At 61.2% G+C, this 16,454-nt stretch carries 16 protein-coding genes and 1 pseudogene; 10 read left to right on the top strand and 7 right to left on the bottom strand.

The window, feature by feature from the left end; all coding sequences use genetic code 11:
* Window positions 1–133 precede the first annotated feature (133 nt).
* Complete coding sequence (locus FKL89_RS09810; protein WP_156862583.1) at window positions 134–610, top strand: nuclear transport factor 2 family protein; 477 nt, start codon at window positions 134–136, stop codon at window positions 608–610.
* A gap of 21 nt (window positions 611–631) precedes the next feature.
* Window positions 632–1,030: a DUF488 domain-containing protein gene (locus FKL89_RS09805; RefSeq protein WP_156862582.1), complete on the top strand. Its 399-nt coding sequence runs from the start codon at window positions 632–634 to the stop codon at window positions 1,028–1,030.
* Window positions 1,031–1,085: 55 nt separating this feature from the next.
* On the opposite strand, the gene FKL89_RS09800 is transcribed toward FKL89_RS09805, so the two are convergent.
* The 3 genes from FKL89_RS09800 to orn form a co-directional block, all read right to left on the bottom strand.
* Window positions 1,086–1,658, bottom strand: coding sequence for a GNAT family N-acetyltransferase (locus tag FKL89_RS09800; protein WP_156862581.1), 573 nt, complete (start codon window positions 1,656–1,658; stop codon window positions 1,086–1,088).
* Window positions 1,659–1,758: 100 nt separating this feature from the next.
* Entirely contained in the window at window positions 1,759–2,289 is a 531-nt protein-coding gene (locus FKL89_RS09795; RefSeq protein WP_156862580.1) for an NUDIX hydrolase, read from the bottom strand.
* The gene (gene orn, locus FKL89_RS09790) at window positions 2,286–2,891 is read right to left on the bottom strand and encodes an oligoribonuclease (protein ID WP_156862579.1); all 606 of its coding nucleotides are present in this window, start codon (window positions 2,889–2,891) and stop codon (window positions 2,286–2,288) included. Before orn ends, FKL89_RS09795 begins: the two co-directional genes overlap by 4 nt.
* Before the next feature lie 128 nt (window positions 2,892–3,019).
* Between orn and FKL89_RS09785 the strand changes: the two genes are divergently transcribed.
* The 3 genes from FKL89_RS09785 (at window position 3,020) to rsgA (ending at window position 5,661) form a co-directional block, all read left to right on the top strand.
* Entirely contained in the window at window positions 3,020–4,303 is a 1,284-nt protein-coding gene (locus FKL89_RS09785) for a M48 family metallopeptidase (protein ID WP_156862578.1), read from the top strand.
* Window positions 4,304–4,378: 75 nt separating this feature from the next.
* Window positions 4,379–4,756, top strand: a complete 378-nt coding sequence (locus FKL89_RS09780) for a 4a-hydroxytetrahydrobiopterin dehydratase (RefSeq protein WP_156862577.1) — start codon at window positions 4,379–4,381, stop codon at window positions 4,754–4,756.
* Between the two features lie 17 nt (window positions 4,757–4,773).
* Window positions 4,774–5,661, top strand: coding sequence for a ribosome small subunit-dependent GTPase A (rsgA, locus tag FKL89_RS09775; protein WP_156862576.1), 888 nt, complete (start codon window positions 4,774–4,776; stop codon window positions 5,659–5,661).
* Between the two features lie 10 nt (window positions 5,662–5,671).
* On the opposite strand, the gene FKL89_RS09770 is transcribed toward rsgA, so the two are convergent.
* Both FKL89_RS09770 and FKL89_RS09765 read right to left on the bottom strand, forming a co-directional pair.
* Complete coding sequence (locus FKL89_RS09770) at window positions 5,672–6,808, bottom strand: ketoacyl-ACP synthase III (protein ID WP_156862575.1); 1,137 nt, start codon at window positions 6,806–6,808, stop codon at window positions 5,672–5,674.
* A gap of 75 nt (window positions 6,809–6,883) precedes the next feature.
* On the bottom strand, window positions 6,884–7,582 hold the full coding sequence (locus FKL89_RS09765; protein ID WP_156862574.1) for a dienelactone hydrolase family protein: 699 nt from the start codon (window positions 7,580–7,582) through the stop codon (window positions 6,884–6,886).
* Between the two features lie 91 nt (window positions 7,583–7,673).
* On the opposite strand from FKL89_RS09765, the gene trhO reads away from it, so the two are divergent.
* Window positions 7,674–8,402, top strand: a complete 729-nt coding sequence (gene trhO / locus FKL89_RS09760; protein ID WP_156862573.1) for an oxygen-dependent tRNA uridine(34) hydroxylase TrhO — start codon at window positions 7,674–7,676, stop codon at window positions 8,400–8,402.
* Window positions 8,403–8,424: 22 nt separating this feature from the next.
* Here trhO and FKL89_RS09755 read toward each other — a convergent pair whose 3' ends face one another.
* Both FKL89_RS09755 and htpX read right to left on the bottom strand, forming a co-directional pair.
* Window positions 8,425–10,476, bottom strand: coding sequence for a spermidine synthase (locus FKL89_RS09755; protein ID WP_156862572.1), 2,052 nt, complete (start codon window positions 10,474–10,476; stop codon window positions 8,425–8,427).
* A 189-nt stretch (window positions 10,477–10,665) separates the two neighbouring features.
* Complete coding sequence (gene htpX / locus FKL89_RS09750; RefSeq protein ID WP_156862571.1) at window positions 10,666–11,532, bottom strand: protease HtpX; 867 nt, start codon at window positions 11,530–11,532, stop codon at window positions 10,666–10,668.
* A gap of 559 nt (window positions 11,533–12,091) precedes the next feature.
* On the opposite strand from htpX, the gene FKL89_RS09745 reads away from it, so the two are divergent.
* The 4 genes and pseudogenes from FKL89_RS09745 (at window position 12,092) to proB (ending at window position 16,406) form a co-directional block, all read left to right on the top strand.
* The gene (locus FKL89_RS09745) at window positions 12,092–12,346 is read left to right on the top strand and encodes a type B 50S ribosomal protein L31 (protein WP_156862570.1); all 255 of its coding nucleotides are present in this window, start codon (window positions 12,092–12,094) and stop codon (window positions 12,344–12,346) included.
* A gap of 195 nt (window positions 12,347–12,541) precedes the next feature.
* On the top strand, window positions 12,542–14,239 hold the full coding sequence (locus tag FKL89_RS09740; protein ID WP_156862569.1) for an ArnT family glycosyltransferase: 1,698 nt from the start codon (window positions 12,542–12,544) through the stop codon (window positions 14,237–14,239).
* Window positions 14,236–15,249: pseudogene (gene cgtA, locus FKL89_RS09735) on the top strand (Obg family GTPase CgtA); the annotation flags it as partial. The gene FKL89_RS09740 and the pseudogene cgtA, both read left to right, overlap by 4 nt.
* 29 nt (window positions 15,250–15,278) lie before the next feature.
* Window positions 15,279–16,406: a glutamate 5-kinase gene (gene proB / locus FKL89_RS09730; RefSeq protein WP_156862567.1), complete on the top strand. Its 1,128-nt coding sequence runs from the start codon at window positions 15,279–15,281 to the stop codon at window positions 16,404–16,406.
* The last annotated feature ends 48 nt before the right edge of the window (window positions 16,407–16,454 follow it).

Below are 16,454 nucleotides of genomic sequence, written 5' to 3'. Positions count from 1 at the left end.
GACCTCGTCGAAGGCATTTTGGGACAGCGAACCCCAAATGCAAGCGTGGTGCCACGCATCGATAGGGAAGACCGGGCCGTTCAGTCGTGATGAAATTGGCATTTGATCGTCACGTCGCGAGAGAACGTCTGCCATGCTCCGCAAAATCGTCGCCACTGTCGCCGCTGTCGCCATCACCAACCTCGCTGCTGCCAACCCGGCGCAGGATGCCGCCAGCCAAACCCTGGACCGCTTTCATCAGGCAGCAGCCAGGGCGCAGTTCGAGGAGTATTTCTCTCTGTTCGCGCCAGAGGGTGTCTTCATCGGCACCGACGCCAGCGAGCGCTGGACGGTTGCGCAGTTCAAGGCCTACGCCAAGCCGCATTTCGACAAGGGACGTGGCTGGACGTACACCAAAGTCGAACGCAACATCACCGTCGCCGCGGATGGCAAACACGCTTCGTTTGACGAGCTGCTGGACAACGCCGGCCTCGGGCGCTGCCGCGGCACCGGTGTGCTCAGGCTGATTGACGGGCAGTGGCGCATCGAGCAATACCATTTGACGATTCCAGTACCAAACGAACTGGCCAGCGAGGTGGTCAAGCGCATTCGCGAGGGCAAGAAGCCCTGACGACTCAAGGGGAGAAATGCAATGAGCATCCGCATTGTCAGGCTGGGCAGCGCGCGCAGCGAAGGCGAAGGCCTGCGCATCGGTACAGTTCGCCGGCCGCCGCGCGGCGTGCCGAAGACGGAGTTCGCCAAACAGAATTGGTATGACGTCTGGTACCCGAATCTGGCGCCCAGCGTGGAGACGATGAAGCTCGGGCAGGAGGCGACCACGGCCAAACAATGGGCGACGTTCACGAAGAAGTACCGCGCCGAAATGGACGCCCCCGAGAACGCGCATTCACTGCGCCTGCTGGCTGCGCTATCGCAGGGGACCAATTTCTCGGTAGGCTGCTACTGCGAGAACGAGTCGCACTGCCATCGATCGATCCTGCGACTGCTGCTCGCCGAGCATGGCGCGAAGCTTGAACCGTCGTCGACTTGAGCACTGATGCGACGCTGCAGTGCCGCAGCCAGGCATCAATGCGCCTTGTGAGGATTTAGAGCGACTTGCGGAGGACAACGACGCCGTCGTCGTCCTCACTCTGCACCACGAAGCCCTCGGACAGGTACATCGCCAACGGCCCAAAGTGGTTTTCGGCCTCGCTACCCGCGTTGCGCTGCGCCAGCGCCTGCGCGCAGACGAGCCCCTGTGCGGCGAAAGCATCGCACGCGGCACGCAGCAAGGCACGAGCAAGGCCGCGTCGCCGATACGGTTTGGCCACCACGAAGCAGCCGATCATGCCGATGCGATCAGCGTCAGCAACCGGCTGATCGTCAAACGAATGCATCATCGGCCGCGGCGCCGCGTTGCACCAGGCGACCACCTTGCCATCCAGCCAGGCCAGATGCCCCCGCATGCGCTCGGCGCCAACCCGGTCACAGGCTGCGGTCCGGTTCTCGTCGAGCGTTCGCGCCTTCCAGTTCACCTGATTGTGATCAACGTAGAGAAACTGGCAGTAGCAAAACGCCCAGCGCGGATTGTCGGCAAAGGCGTCGTGATCGAAAAAATGAAGGAAATCCGGCAGCGTGGAGGCGTCCAGCGGGCGAATGACAGGCTGCGAATCGTGCATTTGGCTCTGAATTTGATCGACTTCTGGTGTTTTCACCACCTGAGCCCTTATCCAATGGTCATTTCAGCAAAAAGCTGTATCCAATGACGATTGTCCGCAATCACTCGATTTTGGCCCGCTTGAGGGTGAATTCACCGCTGCGGCGACATTCAAAATAGTGTTCCAGCGCCGTCTTGACCGTGCGAAACGCCAGTTCCTTCCAGGGAATCTCGTGCTCCCCGAACAGCGCGATTTCGGTGCTCTCGGGCGTGGTGGCGAACTTCGGCTCGGACATGGTGCCCAGATACATCATGTGCACCTGCGAGATGTAGGGAACCGACAGCACCGTCAGCAGCGGCCCGAGCGTCACCGTCGCGGCGGCTTCCTCCAGCAATTCGCGCTGGGCACCTTCTTCCACCGATTCGCCGTTTTCCATGAAACCCGCCGGCAGCGTCCACTTGCCGTAGCGTGGCTCAATGCCACGGCGGCAAAGCATGACCCGATCTTCAAATACCGGCACCACACCACAAACGATCAGCGGATTTTTGTAATGCACGGTGCTGCAGTTGCTGCAGACATAGCGTTCACGGTGGTCACCGTCGGGAATGCGCAGCCCGATGTCAGCGCTGCCGCACGCAGAACAAAACTTCAATCACCGCCTCCGGCGGTCAGTTCGTCACGCCCAGCACTCGTCGCTGGCACCGCCTGCGGCAACCGGATGAAGTGATCACGGTAGTGCTTCAGCTCGTCGATGCTTTCGTAGACATCAGCCAGCGCCGTGTGCCGGGTCTTCTTCTGGAAGCTCTTCTTCACCTCAGGCGCCCAGCGGGCAGCCAGTTCCTTGAGTGTGCTGACGTCCAGATTGCGGTAATGAAAGTACGCTTCAAGCTTCGGCATGTAGCGAACCATGAAGCGGCGATCCTGATGCACGCTGTTGCCGCACAGCGGGCTCGCGCCTTTCGGCACGTGGTTCGCAAGAAAGTCGATCATCTGCCGCGAAGCTTCATCCTCGGTCAATGTCGAGGCCTTGACCTTGTCGATCAGACCGGAGCGACCGTGAGTGTTCTTGTTCCACTCGTCCATTGCGTCAAGCACTGCGTCGGGCTGGTGGACAACCAGCACCGGGCCTTCTGCGACAGTATTGAGATCCTTGTCGGTGATGACAATGGCCACTTCGAGAACACGGCAGATTTCCGGGTCCAGGCCGGACATTTCCATGTCGAGCCAGATCAGGTGATTTTGGTTTTGCGGCATGTGGGCGATGGAACAATCAATGCCCGGTCAAGCACCCTAAAGGGCCTGGACGCGGGTTGGGGGGCTGAAACGCGGCGGCGCGCCCCAAAATCGACAACAATTGAGACAAAGTCATTTTCCCACAGCGCATGCCCACCGACGCCTTGACCCCGGCAACCACATCGCCGGGCACTTTTGCCACGCTTGTCATCATCGCCCTGCTGGCTCACTACTTCATCGAACGCTGGCTGCTCAATCGTCATCTGGCGCACGTGGCGGCGCACCGCGATGCGGTGCCGGCGCCTTTTGACGCCAGCATTCCGCTGGCCGACCACCAGCGTGCAGCCGACTACACACTCGCCAAGGGCCAGCTAGGCAAGATTGAGGCGGCCGTCGGCCTGATCGTGACAGCGCTGATCCTGTTCGGTGGCCTTAGCCGCTTGTGGACGCTGACAGCGCCACTCGCCGATATGCCAGTGCTGCGCGAAGTAGCGTTGCTGGCCCTGTTCTCGGCGATCACCGGGCTGATCGGCATCCCGTTCAGTTACTACAGCACCTTCCACATCGAAGAGAAATTTGGCTTCAACAAGACAACCCGCGCCACCTTCTGGGCGGACCTAGTCAAGGGCACCCTGCTCTCGGCGGCGCTGATGTTGCCACTGGCCGCGCTGGTGTTCTGGCTGATGCGTTCCGCCGGCTCGCTCTGGTGGCTGTATGCGTGGCTGGTATTCATCGGCTTCCAGTTGCTGATGCTGGCGATCTATCCAACCTTCATCGCACCGATCTTCAACAAGTTCTCACCGCTGGACGCCGGCGATACCCGTAGCGCGATTGAGGCGCTGCTGAAGCGGGCGGACTTCACCAGCAACGGGCTGTTCGTGATGGACGGGTCGAAACGCTCGGCGCATGGCAATGCCTACTTCACTGGCTTCGGCCGCGCCAAGCGCATCGTGTTCTTCGACACCCTGCTGGAGCGGCTCAGCACCAGCGAGATTGTTGCCGTGCTGGCCCATGAGCTCGGGCACTTCAAGCGCAAGCACATAGTCAAGCGCATCGTTTTCATTGCGCTGGCGAGTCTTGCCTTCATGGCGGCGCTGGCCTGGGTGCTGCCCCAGCCCTGGCTCTACAGCTCATTTGGCTTCCCGACCGACACCGGCGCTGCGTCACCTGGCGTCGCGTTGCTGCTGTTCTCACTGGCGCTGCCGCCACTGCTCTTCTGGGTTGCACCGCTCGCATCTGCCTATTCACGCAAACACGAATTCGAAGCTGACAGTTACGCGGCTGAGGTGGCCAGTCGCGACGATCTGATCGCCGCGCTGACCAAGTTGTACAAGGACAACGCCAATACGCTGACGCCGGACCCGATCTATTCGGCGTATCATCACTCGCACCCGCCAGCGATGATCCGGATCGCCCACCTGCAGCAAGGCTGAAGCAGGCAAACAGAGTGCAGCGACCGTCAACCCAAAGTATCGCGCGGCGCACGTTCATACCGGAAAGGAGCCGCCATGGACGCCCCCAAACTTGATGCGCTGGCCTATAGCAAGACCGAGCCGCAGCACCATCACGCCGCTTTCACACAAGCGGATATCGACGCCCATCTGGCAGTGTTGCCCGACTGGCGCTACGTCGCGGCCGATGTGACGTTCCCGCGCGGCCGCATCGTCAAGAATTTCCACTTCAAGAACTACTACGAAACGATTGCCTTTGTGAACATCGTGGCATCGATTTCGCATGTGACTGACCACCACCCGGACCTGAGTGTGCACTTCAGCCGCTGCGAGGTGTCGTACAACACGCACGACGTCGGCCACGGTCAGGGTGGCATCTCCAACAACGATTTCATTTGCGCCGCGCGCATTGAAGTCGCCCATCGACTCCTCTAAACGCGCAAAGACACTGCATGCAGCAAGCCCTGGTGATCGAAACCCAACGTCGTCATTGTGTTGTTCAGCTCGATGACGGTTCCAGAATCACCTGTGTCAGCAAAGGTCGGCAACTGCAGATCGCCTGCGGCGATCAGGTGTCGGTCACGCGAACCAATGACAACGAAGGTGTGGTCGAGCGCATTGGCGAGCGCGGGTCGCTGTTCTACCGCGCCGACGCTTTCAAGGAGAAACTGGTCGCGGCCAATGTCACCCAGGTGGCCTGTATCGTGGCGCCGCTGCCCGCTTACTCTGACGAATTGCTCAACCGCTGGCTGGTCTGCGCCGAGGCCAGTGGCGTCAAGGCCATCATTGGTTTGAACAAGGTTGACCTGGTCGAAGCCGCTGCGACCGCCAACGCGCTCGCACTCTACCGCGACCTCGGTTATGAGGTGATCCCGTTCTCCGCCAAGTTCAACCACGGCCCGATGCGCGAGCGCCTCGCTGGCGAACGCTCGGTGCTGATCGGGCAATCAGGAATGGGCAAGAGCAAACTGCTGAACGCGCTCGTGGGCAGCGAAGCGCAGCGCACCAATGAAATTTCGGAAGCGCTCGACTCCGGCAAGCACACGACCACCTTCACCCGTCTGTTCACGCTCGGTGGCAACGACACCTGGGTGATCGATTCACCAGGGATGCAGGTGTTCGGTCTGGCCCACTTCTCACGCAACGAAATTGAGCGTGCCTTCCCGGAATTCCGCGACAGCATCGGTCAGTGCCGTTTCCGTGACTGCAAGCATCTGCATGAGCCAAACTGCGCATTGCAAACACTAGTCGCGGACGGCAAGGCCTCAGGGGACCGCCTGAGTTACCTGCGCAAATTCTGCGCAGAGGGCGAGGCAGTGCCGCTCTACGCGCGGCACTGAGCCCACTTATCTACTGCGACCCGAACGGTTTCTGGTCGACGACGTAAGCCGCTGCCAAGCCAGCAGCGCTACGGCCGCGAATGTCTTTGGCAGCGCGCATTTCAAGCACCATCTGGAGCGCCGTCTTGTCACACGGCGCCAGTTCGACATCCGACACGTCTTTCGGTGTCGTGCGTTCGCCCCATTCGGCATAGTGCGAACAAACGGTGAGGCCGGCACCGAAGGCGGGCATTAACAGCTTTGCATGCGGCTGCAGACGGCCCTCTTCCAGAGCTTCGACCATCGCGACCGGCACCGTGGCGGCGCTCATATTGCCGTACTTCTGCACGGTCAAGTGGACCTTGCCCATCGGAATGCCAGCGTACTTGGCCACCGCCTCGATGATGCGCGAATTGGCCTGATGAGGCACCACGAGATCAACCTGCTCGGCTGTAACGCCCACCTTGGCAAGCGTCTTTGCGCTGGCATCGGTCATGCCCTGCACCGCTTTCTTGAAAATCTGCGGCCCGTCAAAGATCCACGACATGTCGCCGAAAGTCACGTTGGCGTTGGCATAAGTGGCGCCATAGCCACCAATACGCAGGATGCCACGGGAGTCAGCGATGCAGCCAAGCGTTTCGCCAAGCAGTCCGGTACGTTCTTCGGTGGCCTCAATGACGATCGCCGCACAGCCGTCACCGAACAGCACGGCAACGCCGCGATTTTCCCAGTCCATGTAGCGCGAGATCAGCTCGACCCCCACCACCAGCGCACGCTTGACCACGCCGGTGCGAATCATCGCGTTGGCGGTGGACCAGCTATACAGGAATGACGTACACGCCGTGTTGACGTCCATGGACGCGGCATTGCTGGCACCCAGCTTGTACTGCAGTCCCGACGCGGTGTTCGGCACCATCTCGTCGAAACTGCAGGACCCATAGACGATGAGGTCGATGTCGGACGCCTTGAGACCGGCACAGGCCAGCGCACGCATCGACGCTACGTAGGAAAGCTCGATGGCATTGACGTGCGAGATGCGCCGCTCCTTCATGCCGGTGCGTGACGTGATCCACTCGTCATCGGTCTCCAGAAAAGTTGCCAGATCAGCATTGCTGAGCACGGCCGGCGGCATGCATTTGCCCCAACCGGTAATGGCGGCGTAAGTCATCAAGTCTCCCCTGGATTGAGTCTTTTAGTTGGAGGTCCGGCAACTATTTTGCCGCCATTGTCGATTCGCTGCCCGTCAGCAGATCACGCCCGACAGAAATGACAACGAGCGGCCACGTGCAAGCGCCGCCGCCTTCTGGTTGTACATCGGACGCCCCCAGCAGTTGAAGCCGTGATCGACACCACCGTAGACATCGACCCGAACATCGTCGCGACCGGCGAACGCGCCTTTCACGGACTCAACAGCAGGCATAGGGATGTAGCCGTCCTTCTCTGCGAAATGCAGCAACATCGGCACCTTGATCGACGGCACGCGGTCGAGCATGTTGTGAATACCACCGCCGTAGTAGCAAACCGCCGCATCCACCGCGCCCTCAGCTGCGCAGACGAACGACAGGCGACCGCCCATGCAGAAGCCAAGGCTGGCGACGCGCCCGTTGCACGCCGGATGAGCGCGTAGCGCCGTCGCCGTCGCGACCAGATCTTTCGCGGCATTTGGCGCGTCGAGCGCCGTCATGTAGGCAAATGCCTTTGGCGTATCGACATCGTTGTAGCCCAGATCCACACGCGGCTGCTGGCGCCAGAACACGTCCGGCGCGAACACGGTGAAGCCATCCATGGCGTACTGGTCGGCAACTTCACGAATGTGCTCGTTGACGCCCCAGATTTCCTGGATGATGACGAGGCCGGGCCCCTTGCCTTTTGGTGGCGTCGACATATACGCGCCAAAACTGCCGCCGTCATGAGCCTTGATGTCGATCCACTGTCCGTTCATGCCGTTCTCCTGAGTGTTCTGCCGACGCTTTCCGTGGCATGTGATTCTGCCCGGCAATTATCACCCAACGCTGTCGCCCTAAAATTGCGTCATGTCGCAAATTCTGAACATCGCAACCTACCGTTTCGTCGGTATCGACGACCCGGCTGCGCTGAAGGCCACCTGGCTGCCCAAAGCCAAGACCCTCGGACTGAAGGGCACCATTCTGCTGGCGCACGAAGGGATCAATTTGTTCCTCGCGGGTGCCGAGACGGCAATCCGCAGCTTCATGGCATCCGTTGACGACGATTCGCGTTTTGCCAAGCTCGACCTCAAGGAAAGCTGGAGCGAAACCGTGCCGTTCAAGCGCATGAAAATCAAGCTGAAGCGCGAGATCGTGACCTTCCGCCAGGAAGGCGTCGATCCGGTCAATGCGCCTGCGCCTTTCATGCCACCGGCTGAGCTGAAGCGCCGGCTGGACGCAGGCGAGGCAATCGTGCTGCTGGACACCCGCAATGACGTGGAAGTAGCCAAGGGCACTTTTGACAACGCTGTGTTCTGGGGCAATCGCAACTTCACCGAGTTCGGCCACATGGCACGCGATCACATCAGCGAGCTGCAGGGCAAGACTGTTGTCAGCTTTTGCACCGGGGGCATCCGCTGCGAGAAGGCCGCGCCCTATCTGCGCGACCTGGGGGCGAGTGATGTGTACCAGCTGGAAGGTGGCATCCTGCGCTATTTCGAGCAAATTGGCCGCGACCATTATCACGGCGACTGCTTTGTGTTCGACGAGCGAGCGGCGCTGGATCCGGCGCTGGGAGCGACCGCCGGCGCGGACTGATGCCCGCCGGCCCGTCAGGCTGTCAGTGCTTCCACTTCACCACCGAAAGCAGGTTGTTGAAGTCGTCAGTCCATAGCGGAGCGCCGACACTGCGCTGAAGTGGCTTGCCAGCGTCACCGATGCCCTTGAGGGTGTCAGCGTTGCGGGCGAGCAGCACCCAGGTACTTGACGAATGCAGGGCGTTGTCAGTCTGGGCGGGGTCTTCAATGACCACGCCGGCCAGATTCTCCTTCGCGGCGATTTCAGCCAACACTGGCGGCAGGTCAAGAAAGCGGTTGGACACGTGGTAGGCGACGATACCACCGCTGGACACCTGGTTCATGAAGACGCGTACTGCCTCCTGTGTAATCAGGTGCATCGGAATCGAGTCGCCGGAAAACGCGTCAACAGCGAGCACAGTGAACTGGTTGCTGGCCTCGCGCTCGAGTGACAGCCTGGCGTCACCGAGAATGACGTCAACCTTGCCCTTGCTGTCAGTCAGATAGGTGAAGTGCTTGCGCGCTAGACGCTCGACTTCAGCGTTGATTTCGTAGATGCGGCAGACGTCGCCGGCACGGCACCAGGCGGCGACTGTGCCGACGCCGAGTCCGATCATGCCAATGCGCTGCGTGTTGAGGGTCAGAGGTGCGTTCTCCCGCTGCAGGTTGACGGCACGGCCGAAGCCGGAGGTTGGCGTGTAGTACGTGGTCGGCTCGCGACGCCACTTCTCGTGCGGATACTGCTCGCCGTGCAGGATCGCGCCGTGCACCAGGCGCACCAGATAGCCATCGCTGCCCGGCTCGTCGTAGGACTTCACTTTCAGTACGCCGTAAAAGTTGCGCGTCACTTCGACGGCGTTCTTGTGTTCCTCCCTGACATACCAGCCCGCTGTGCCGACCACGCCGATAGCCAGCGCTACAGCCACCCATTGCAGAAACGGATGTGCCGCCTGCGCGATGGGCACGAACAGCAACGCAGCAACGAGCAACGCAAGGGCTGTCTCAACGTAGGTGGCGAACAGCAACGGCGCCAGCACGCTGACCACCAGCGCTCCCAGCGCGCCGCCAATCGACACCAGCAAGTAGAAACGCGTGAGATGCTCCGGTGCAGGTTTCGCCAGCACCAGCTCGCCGTGGCAGACCATGCAGACGACGAACAGACCAACGCAGAACACGCTGGTCTGCACGACCAGATCGAACTGAAAGTCCTTGTTCAGCAGCAAAAAACACATGCCGGAAACGAGGACCAGAAACGGCCCCGCGTAACCAGCGCGCTTGTACCAGCCGGTGCCGTCAAAGGTGAGGATGAAGGTCAGCAGATAGAGCGTCAGCGGCAGTATCCACAGCAGCGGGACGCTGGCAACGTTCTGCGTGATGTGGTTTGACACTGCCAGCAGCAGCATGGAGCCGGCGGCCGACAGTGCGATCCAGCGCAATTGCTTTTTAAGCTCAGGCGAACCAATACTGTTCGCTTCACCGGTGCTCCCCGCCACAGCGACGCTTTCCCCTGCGGGTGACTGGGCGCGGCTGACGCGCCACGCCAGCGCGCCAAGCAGCAGCACAAACAGGGCAAACAGGGTCGACCAGCCCCACGCCTGCATGCGGGTGCCGACATACGGCTCAATCGCAACCGGATAGGCCACCAGTGCGGCCAGCGACGCCGCATTCGACAGCGCAAACAACCGGTACGGATCCTGCCCCGGACGAAGCCGTGCGAAGTAGCTCTGGATCAACGGGCTAGTGGTCGAAAGCAATACGTATGGCAACCCGATAGTCACCGACAGTAACAGCAGGATGCGCGAAATTGGTTCCTCGCCGCCAGCGGGCTTCCAGCTCTCGGGCGCCAGAATCGGCAGCGTCAGCAACGCGATCAGGGCGAAGACGATGTGCAGTTGCGGTTGCCGCTTCGCACCGAGCTTGCGCGGCGCAATGTCCGCGTAGGCGTAGCCCAGTAGCAACGCGCCCTGGAAAAACAGCATGCAGGTGGTCCACACCGCAGAGCTTCCACCAAACCAGGGCAGGATCTGCTTGGCAATGAGCGGTTGGACGAGAAAGAGCAAAAACGCCGACAGCGCGACAACCGCGTAGAAGTGCATGGGACCGGGAATTTCGGGTGAATGGACTGACCCGACGTGTGTTGCCGTGCAACGACGCCGCCAGGGCGCGCGCATTATCCCATCACGATCAACATCGGCAATACGGAGTGGGGAACTGTATCGACAGCAACGTCCAAATGAAAAAGGCCCCTTGCGGGGCCCTTGCTGGTTGCTCGACCAGCGAGAGTGTCAGCGACGCTCCTGCAGCGCGCGAATCCGGTCTTCGATCGGCGGATGGGTGGAGAACAGCGAACCCATGCCGCCACCGATGCCCATCGCCTTCACCGGTCCCGCGAGCTCGCCCGGCTGCAGGCCACCCAGACGCGCCAGCGCGTGTTGCATCGGTTGCGTCGTGCCCATCAGGTCGGCAGCGCCGGCATCGGCGCGGAATTCGCGCTGCCGCGAGAACCAGGCGACCACCATGTGCGCGACGAAGCCGAGCACCAGATCAAGGACAAATACCGAGATGGTGTAGCCGATGCCCACGCTGTCGCGATCATTGCGCAGGATGACACGATCAACAAAGTACCCGATGACGCGTGAGAGGAAGATCACAAACGTATTCATGACGCCCTGAATGAGTGTCATGGTGACCATGTCGCCATTGGTCACGTGGGCGATCTCGTGCCCGATCACTGCCTCCACTTCCTCGCGGTTCATGCTTTGCAGCAATCCGGTCGATACCGCCACCAGCGCTGAATTCTTGAACGCACCGGTGGCGAAAGCGTTGGGCTCGCCCTCATAAATGCCAACGTCGGGCATGCCGATGCCGGCTCTTTCCGAGAACCGGCGCACCGTCTGCACGATCCACTGATGGGTCGGATCCGGTGAATCGTTGATGATCTCAACACCCATCGTCCACTTGGCCACCATCTTGCTGATCAGCAACGAAAAGATGGCACCGGTGAAGCCCATCACCAGCGCAAAGCCGAGCAAGGCGCCCAGATTGAGTCCGCGCGGTCCGAGGAATTTGTTCAGGCCAAAAATACTCGACACCAGACCAAGCACCGCGACTACCGCGACATTGGTCAGGACGAAGAGAAGAATTCGTTTCATGCAAACTTCCTTGAAATAGCTAAGGACGATAAGGACAAGGGGGTAACGGAACAAACGACAGTCGGCGGGCCGGCCGCCCGGTCACCGCGTTGGCAGGCAACCCTGCTCACCGGCGATATGCGAACGATAACGCGAACTTCAATGCCACGGAAACCCGTAGCGAGGAGTTTGTTCTGGCAACAGGTGAATGTCCTGGCCATCACCTTTTTCCATGCATGCCCATTCGTAAAGGGCATTGACAATGAAAATGAATAAAGTCGACTTCATGCATTTTGTGCGTTCATTCGCTGCACAGCCCAGTCAGACAGGCGTTCCATGACCATCGTGCGTCGAAGCTGTTCCCTCTGCCGGCGACGCGGCGCGCCGTTATTGCCGGTTTTGGCTCCATTGGCTTGCGTAACTGCTTGTTTTTCGGCATAATTTCGTGCTTTGCTGCTTTGGCAGTTCACCCACAGGCGACCGAGCGGACAGATCCGCAAGCAAGCCAGTCACGTATCCCGGTCGCAGGCGTCATGCAAGCCGCAAACGCCCGGGGCGCCGTGAAACCTGAAGGAAAACCATGCAAACCGGAATTCACCCCGAATATCGCGAAGTCGTATTCCACGACACCGCTGCCAACGTGAAATGGATCACCCGTTCCACGCTCAGCACCAACCGCAAGATCACCATGGACGACGGCAAAGAGTATCCGCTGGTCATCCTCGAAATCTCCAGCGCCTCGCACCCGTTCTACACCGGCAAACAGCAGCGTATTCTCGACACCGCCGGTCGTGTTGAGCGCTTCAACAAGAAGTATGCCAAGAAGGCTGCCTAGACAGCGTTCAAGCATGCCGATCCGAACCGCCAGCGGCTCGGATCAGTCAGAAAAGGCAGCCTGGCGCTGCCTTTTTTTGTTTTTGACTGTTCACTCTTTGCGCCCGTAGCGCCTCCATCTCGATCCTGCCGCACTGAACATCGGTGCCTCCCTGACGCCCCGTACTACTCCGAATCGCTGCCGCAGCCCCGCCCAATGCAACCACGCATCAACCATCAACCCACCGACCGCAACAAAGTGCGGTGGAAGTCATGGGCATTGCTCGCACTGATCGGCTTCTGGCTGACCTCTGGCGTGGTTGGCCGCGACCCCTGGAAGCCCGATGAACCGGTCTTCATCGGTATCCTGCAAAGCCTGCTGGACCCGAGCCTGCGCACCGGCTGGTGGCGCCCCATGGTCGCTGGCGTTGCCGTTGACTCGGAAAGCATCCTGATTCACTGGTTGAACGCGCCACTGGTGCTGGCGCTGAAAAGCCTGCTGCCGCTACACGAGGCCGCCCGCATCACCAACGTGCTCTGGACCTCGCTCGGCGTCGCCGCCCTGTTCGCCGCTGCGCGCCGCTGGAGCGGTGGGCACATCTCTTACCTCGCTGCGATCATTGCCATCGGCTGCGTCGGTCTCTACGATCGCGCCCACGCCTACGGTCCCGATATCCCGGTGTTTGCGGCGGTAGCGCTGGCACTCTACGGTTGCGCCTGCCTGGCCGAGGCGCCGCGACGGGCAACGCTGGCGCTTTCGGCAGCAATCGTCGTCGCATTCGCAGGACGCTCGGTGCTGGGGTTTACCGTCGTCGCACTGCCATTGCTGCTGCTCTGTTTCGCGCCCGTGTATTCGATGCACCGGGTGGCACTGGTTCGCGCTTTGCTGTTCGCGAGTGTCGTTTGCGCGGTCTGGCTGGCGGCGTTTGCGTTGCGTGACAGTGCCGGTTTCGCGGAATGGGTCGACGCCGACTTTGGTCTCAAGCTGGAGGATCGCGACCGCTTCGGCCCGACGTTTTACCTCAGTACGCTGCTCTGGTTCGCCTGGCCAGCCTGGCCTGTGGCCATCTGGCTGGTCACGCTGCGGGCGCGGGGCTTCGGCGGCGGTTGGCAGCGCGGTGAAGTGATTGCGCCCATCATCTTCGCAGCAAGCGCGTTCGCGGCGGTTTCTGCGCTGACCGAGCCACGGGCTGTCCACACCCTCTATCTGCTGCCACCGATCATCATGCTGGCCGCCTTCGGCGTCGATACGCTCAAGCGCACCTGGTATGCGCTGATCGACTGGTTCGGCATTCTGGTGCTCGGGCTGACCGCCATCGCCGTGGTGCTCGTCGCTTCGTCAATCTACTTCGGCTGGCCACCGATGATCGCCCAGCGCATCACCGCCTATGTGCCCGAATTTGCCGGCCACGCGCCGTGGCTTGGTTACGGCGTGGCGCTGATCGCATTTGTCATCTGGATTGCGCTCATCCAGCCGGCGCATCAGCACGCCCGCCGTGCCATGATCAACTGGGCGGGTTGCGTTACGTTTCTGTGGATCGTGGCGCAGGCGCTGCTGATCTCACCGGCCAATCACATCATGTCCTATCGTGGCGTGTTCAGCGCGCTTGATGGCAAGTGGCCGAAGTCCGGCTGCGTCAACTCGGTCGAACTTTCGACCTCGCAGGCGGCAATGCTGCAATATCTGGTTTCGCGCCGCACGGTACCGGTTGACAGCATTGATGAGGCCAATTGCCCGTTCGTGCTGCTGCAGCGCTATCGTGGCACACCTCCGGCGCCAACGGCAGCCGACTACGCGCTGCGCTTCCGCGGCAACCGCCCCGGCGATAATGCCGAGGCCTTCGAGTTGTACGAAAAGACACTTTCCCCTGCCCCGGCAGATACTCCGAACGACAGCAAGACGGATGCCCCATGAAATTTGTTGACGAAGCATTCATCGACGTCGTTGCCGGCGACGGTGGTAACGGCATGGCCTCTTTCCGCCGCGAAAAGTACATCCCGCACGGTGGCCCCGATGGTGGCGACGGCGGCCGTGGCGGCAGCATCTATGCCGAAGCCGACGAAAACATCAACACCCTGATTGATTACCGGTTCGCCCGAATTCACCGCGCACAGAAGGGCGAAAACGGCCGCGGCGCCGACTGCTACGGCAAAGGCGGCGACGATCTGGTCCTCAAAATGCCGGTCGGCACCGTGATCACCGACGCTGAAACTGGTGAAGAGCTGGCCGATCTCGCGAAGCACGGCACACGTGCGCTGATCGCCAAGGGCGGCGCCGGCGGTCTCGGCAATATCCACTTCAAATCCAGCGTGAACCGTGCGCCCCGTCAACGCACCCTGGGTGAAGCGGGCGAAAAGCGTCGCGTCCAGCTTGAACTCAAAGTGCTCGCCGATGTGGGCCTGCTGGGCTATCCCAACGCGGGCAAGTCGACGCTGGTGCGCGCCGTCAGTGCCGCCAAGCCAAAGGTTGCCGACTACCCCTTCACGACGCTGGCACCCAGCCTTGGCGTGGTTCGCGTCGACTATGGCCGCAGCTTTGTCATTGCCGATATTCCCGGTCTGATCGAAGGTGCGGCCGAGGGCGCCGGCCTTGGACACCAGTTCCTGCGGCACTTGCAGCGCACCAAGCTCATCGTTCACTTGATCGACATCGCCCCGTTTGACGCCAACGTTGATCCCGTGAAGGAAGCGCGGGCGCTGGTCGCCGAGCTCAAGAAGTACGATCCGGCCCTGCACGCCAAGCCACGCTGGCTGGTGTTCAACAAGGTTGACTTGCTGGACAAGAAGGAAGCCGACGCCCGGATCAAGGACGCCCTGCGCCGTCTGCGCTGGACCAAGCCGTGGTTTGCCATCAGCGGCATCAACGGCGGCGGCACGCCAGAGCTGGTGCGTGCCATCGGCGAACATCTGGCGGCGCCTGCCGACAACTGATCCGCGTGGTCCCCGATTGCGTCATGTCTTCTTTTGAAATTCTCAAACCCGCCCGCCGCGTCGTCGCCAAAGTCGGTAGCGCACTGGTGACCAATGGCGGTGCGGGCATTGACCGCAGCGCGATCGCCCGCTGGGCCACTGATGTCGCGGCGCTGCGCCAGCGTGGTGTCGAAGTTGTATTCGTGTCGTCTGGCGCCGTCGCCGAAGGCATGGCACGGCTCGGCTGGAAGGAACGTCCGAAGGCGATCTCCGAGCTGCAGGCGGCTGCTGCGGTCGGTCAGATGGGGCTGGTCAACGTCTATGAGCAGGCGTTCGGCGCGCACGGCCTGCGCACGGCGCAGGTGCTGCTCACCCACGAAGATCTGGCCGACCGCAAACGCTATCTCAACGCCCGTTCGACGCTGCTGGCGCTGCTCAAGCACAACGTCATTCCGATCATCAACGAGAACGACACCGTCACCACCGACGAAATCAAGTTCGGCGACAACGATACCCTCGGCGCACTGGTCGCCAATCTCGTCGATGCGCAAGCGCTGGTGCTGTTGACCGACCAGCGCGGCCTCTACACGGCGGACCCGCGCCGAGACCAAACGGCGCAGTTCGTCAGCGTCGGCCGCGCCGATGACGTGCAGTACGAGGCGATGGCGGGCGGCACTGGCACCGGCATTTCTCGCGGCGGCATGCTGACCAAGATCCTCGCCGCACGCCGCGCAGCAAACACCGGCATCCACACCGTCATTGCGAGCGGTCATGAGCAGAACGTGCTGCAACGTGTGCTCGGTGGCGAGGCCATCGGCACCCTGCTCTACGCGCCGGAGGCCAGCCTCGCCAAACGCAAGAGCTGGCTGGCCGACCTGCTGCAGATGCGCGGTCGCGTCACACTGGATGCTGGCGCCAGCAAGGCATTGCTGCATGGCGGCAAAAGCCTGCTGCCGATTGGCGTGACGGCGGTCAGCGGTGAATTCGAGCGCGGCGAAGTGATCGTCTGTGTCGATGAGCATGGCCGTGAGCTGGCACGCGGCCTCGCCAACTACTCGTCGAGCGAGACCTTGAGGATCATGCGCAAACCCTCAACTGAAATTGAGGCCGTGCTCGGTTACGTCGACGAGGATGAGTTGATCCATCGCGACAATCTGGTGGTGACGGCCTGAACTCGCCAAACCTGCGCCATCACGCTGGCACGGGAACTTTGTGACACT

Origin of the sequence: Casimicrobium huifangae (assembly GCF_009746125.1) — a bacterium.
Lineage (GTDB): Bacteria > Pseudomonadota > Gammaproteobacteria > Burkholderiales > Casimicrobiaceae > Casimicrobium > Casimicrobium huifangae.
This window is presented reverse-complemented; position numbering and strand designations above follow the sequence as displayed.

Excerpts from the sequence above, each read along its gene's own strand:
- proB (WP_156862567.1), top strand. The coding sequence starts at position 15,279 with ATGTCTTCTTTTGAAATTCTCAAACCCGCCCGCCGCGTCGTCGCCAAA.
- orn (WP_156862579.1), bottom strand. The coding sequence starts at position 2,891 with ATGCCGCAAAACCAAAATCACCTGATCTGGCTCGACATGGAAATGTCC.
- FKL89_RS09805 (WP_156862582.1), top strand. The coding sequence starts at position 632 with ATGAGCATCCGCATTGTCAGGCTGGGCAGCGCGCGCAGCGAAGGCGAA.
- trhO (WP_156862573.1), top strand. The coding sequence starts at position 7,674 with ATGTCGCAAATTCTGAACATCGCAACCTACCGTTTCGTCGGTATCGAC.
- FKL89_RS09810 (WP_156862583.1), top strand. The coding sequence starts at position 134 with ATGCTCCGCAAAATCGTCGCCACTGTCGCCGCTGTCGCCATCACCAAC.
- FKL89_RS09740 (WP_156862569.1), top strand. The coding sequence starts at position 12,542 with ATGCAACCACGCATCAACCATCAACCCACCGACCGCAACAAAGTGCGG.
- htpX (WP_156862571.1), bottom strand. The coding sequence starts at position 11,532 with ATGAAACGAATTCTTCTCTTCGTCCTGACCAATGTCGCGGTAGTCGCG.
- FKL89_RS09800 (WP_156862581.1), bottom strand. The coding sequence starts at position 1,658 with ATGCACGATTCGCAGCCTGTCATTCGCCCGCTGGACGCCTCCACGCTG.
- rsgA (WP_156862576.1), top strand. The coding sequence starts at position 4,774 with ATGCAGCAAGCCCTGGTGATCGAAACCCAACGTCGTCATTGTGTTGTT.
- FKL89_RS09780 (WP_156862577.1), top strand. The coding sequence starts at position 4,379 with ATGGACGCCCCCAAACTTGATGCGCTGGCCTATAGCAAGACCGAGCCG.
- FKL89_RS09765 (WP_156862574.1), bottom strand. The coding sequence starts at position 7,582 with ATGAACGGACAGTGGATCGACATCAAGGCTCATGACGGCGGCAGTTTT.
- FKL89_RS09755 (WP_156862572.1), bottom strand. The coding sequence starts at position 10,476 with ATGCACTTCTACGCGGTTGTCGCGCTGTCGGCGTTTTTGCTCTTTCTC.
- FKL89_RS09745 (WP_156862570.1), top strand. The coding sequence starts at position 12,092 with ATGCAAACCGGAATTCACCCCGAATATCGCGAAGTCGTATTCCACGAC.
- FKL89_RS09785 (WP_156862578.1), top strand. The coding sequence starts at position 3,020 with ATGCCCACCGACGCCTTGACCCCGGCAACCACATCGCCGGGCACTTTT.
- FKL89_RS09770 (WP_156862575.1), bottom strand. The coding sequence starts at position 6,808 with ATGACTTACGCCGCCATTACCGGTTGGGGCAAATGCATGCCGCCGGCC.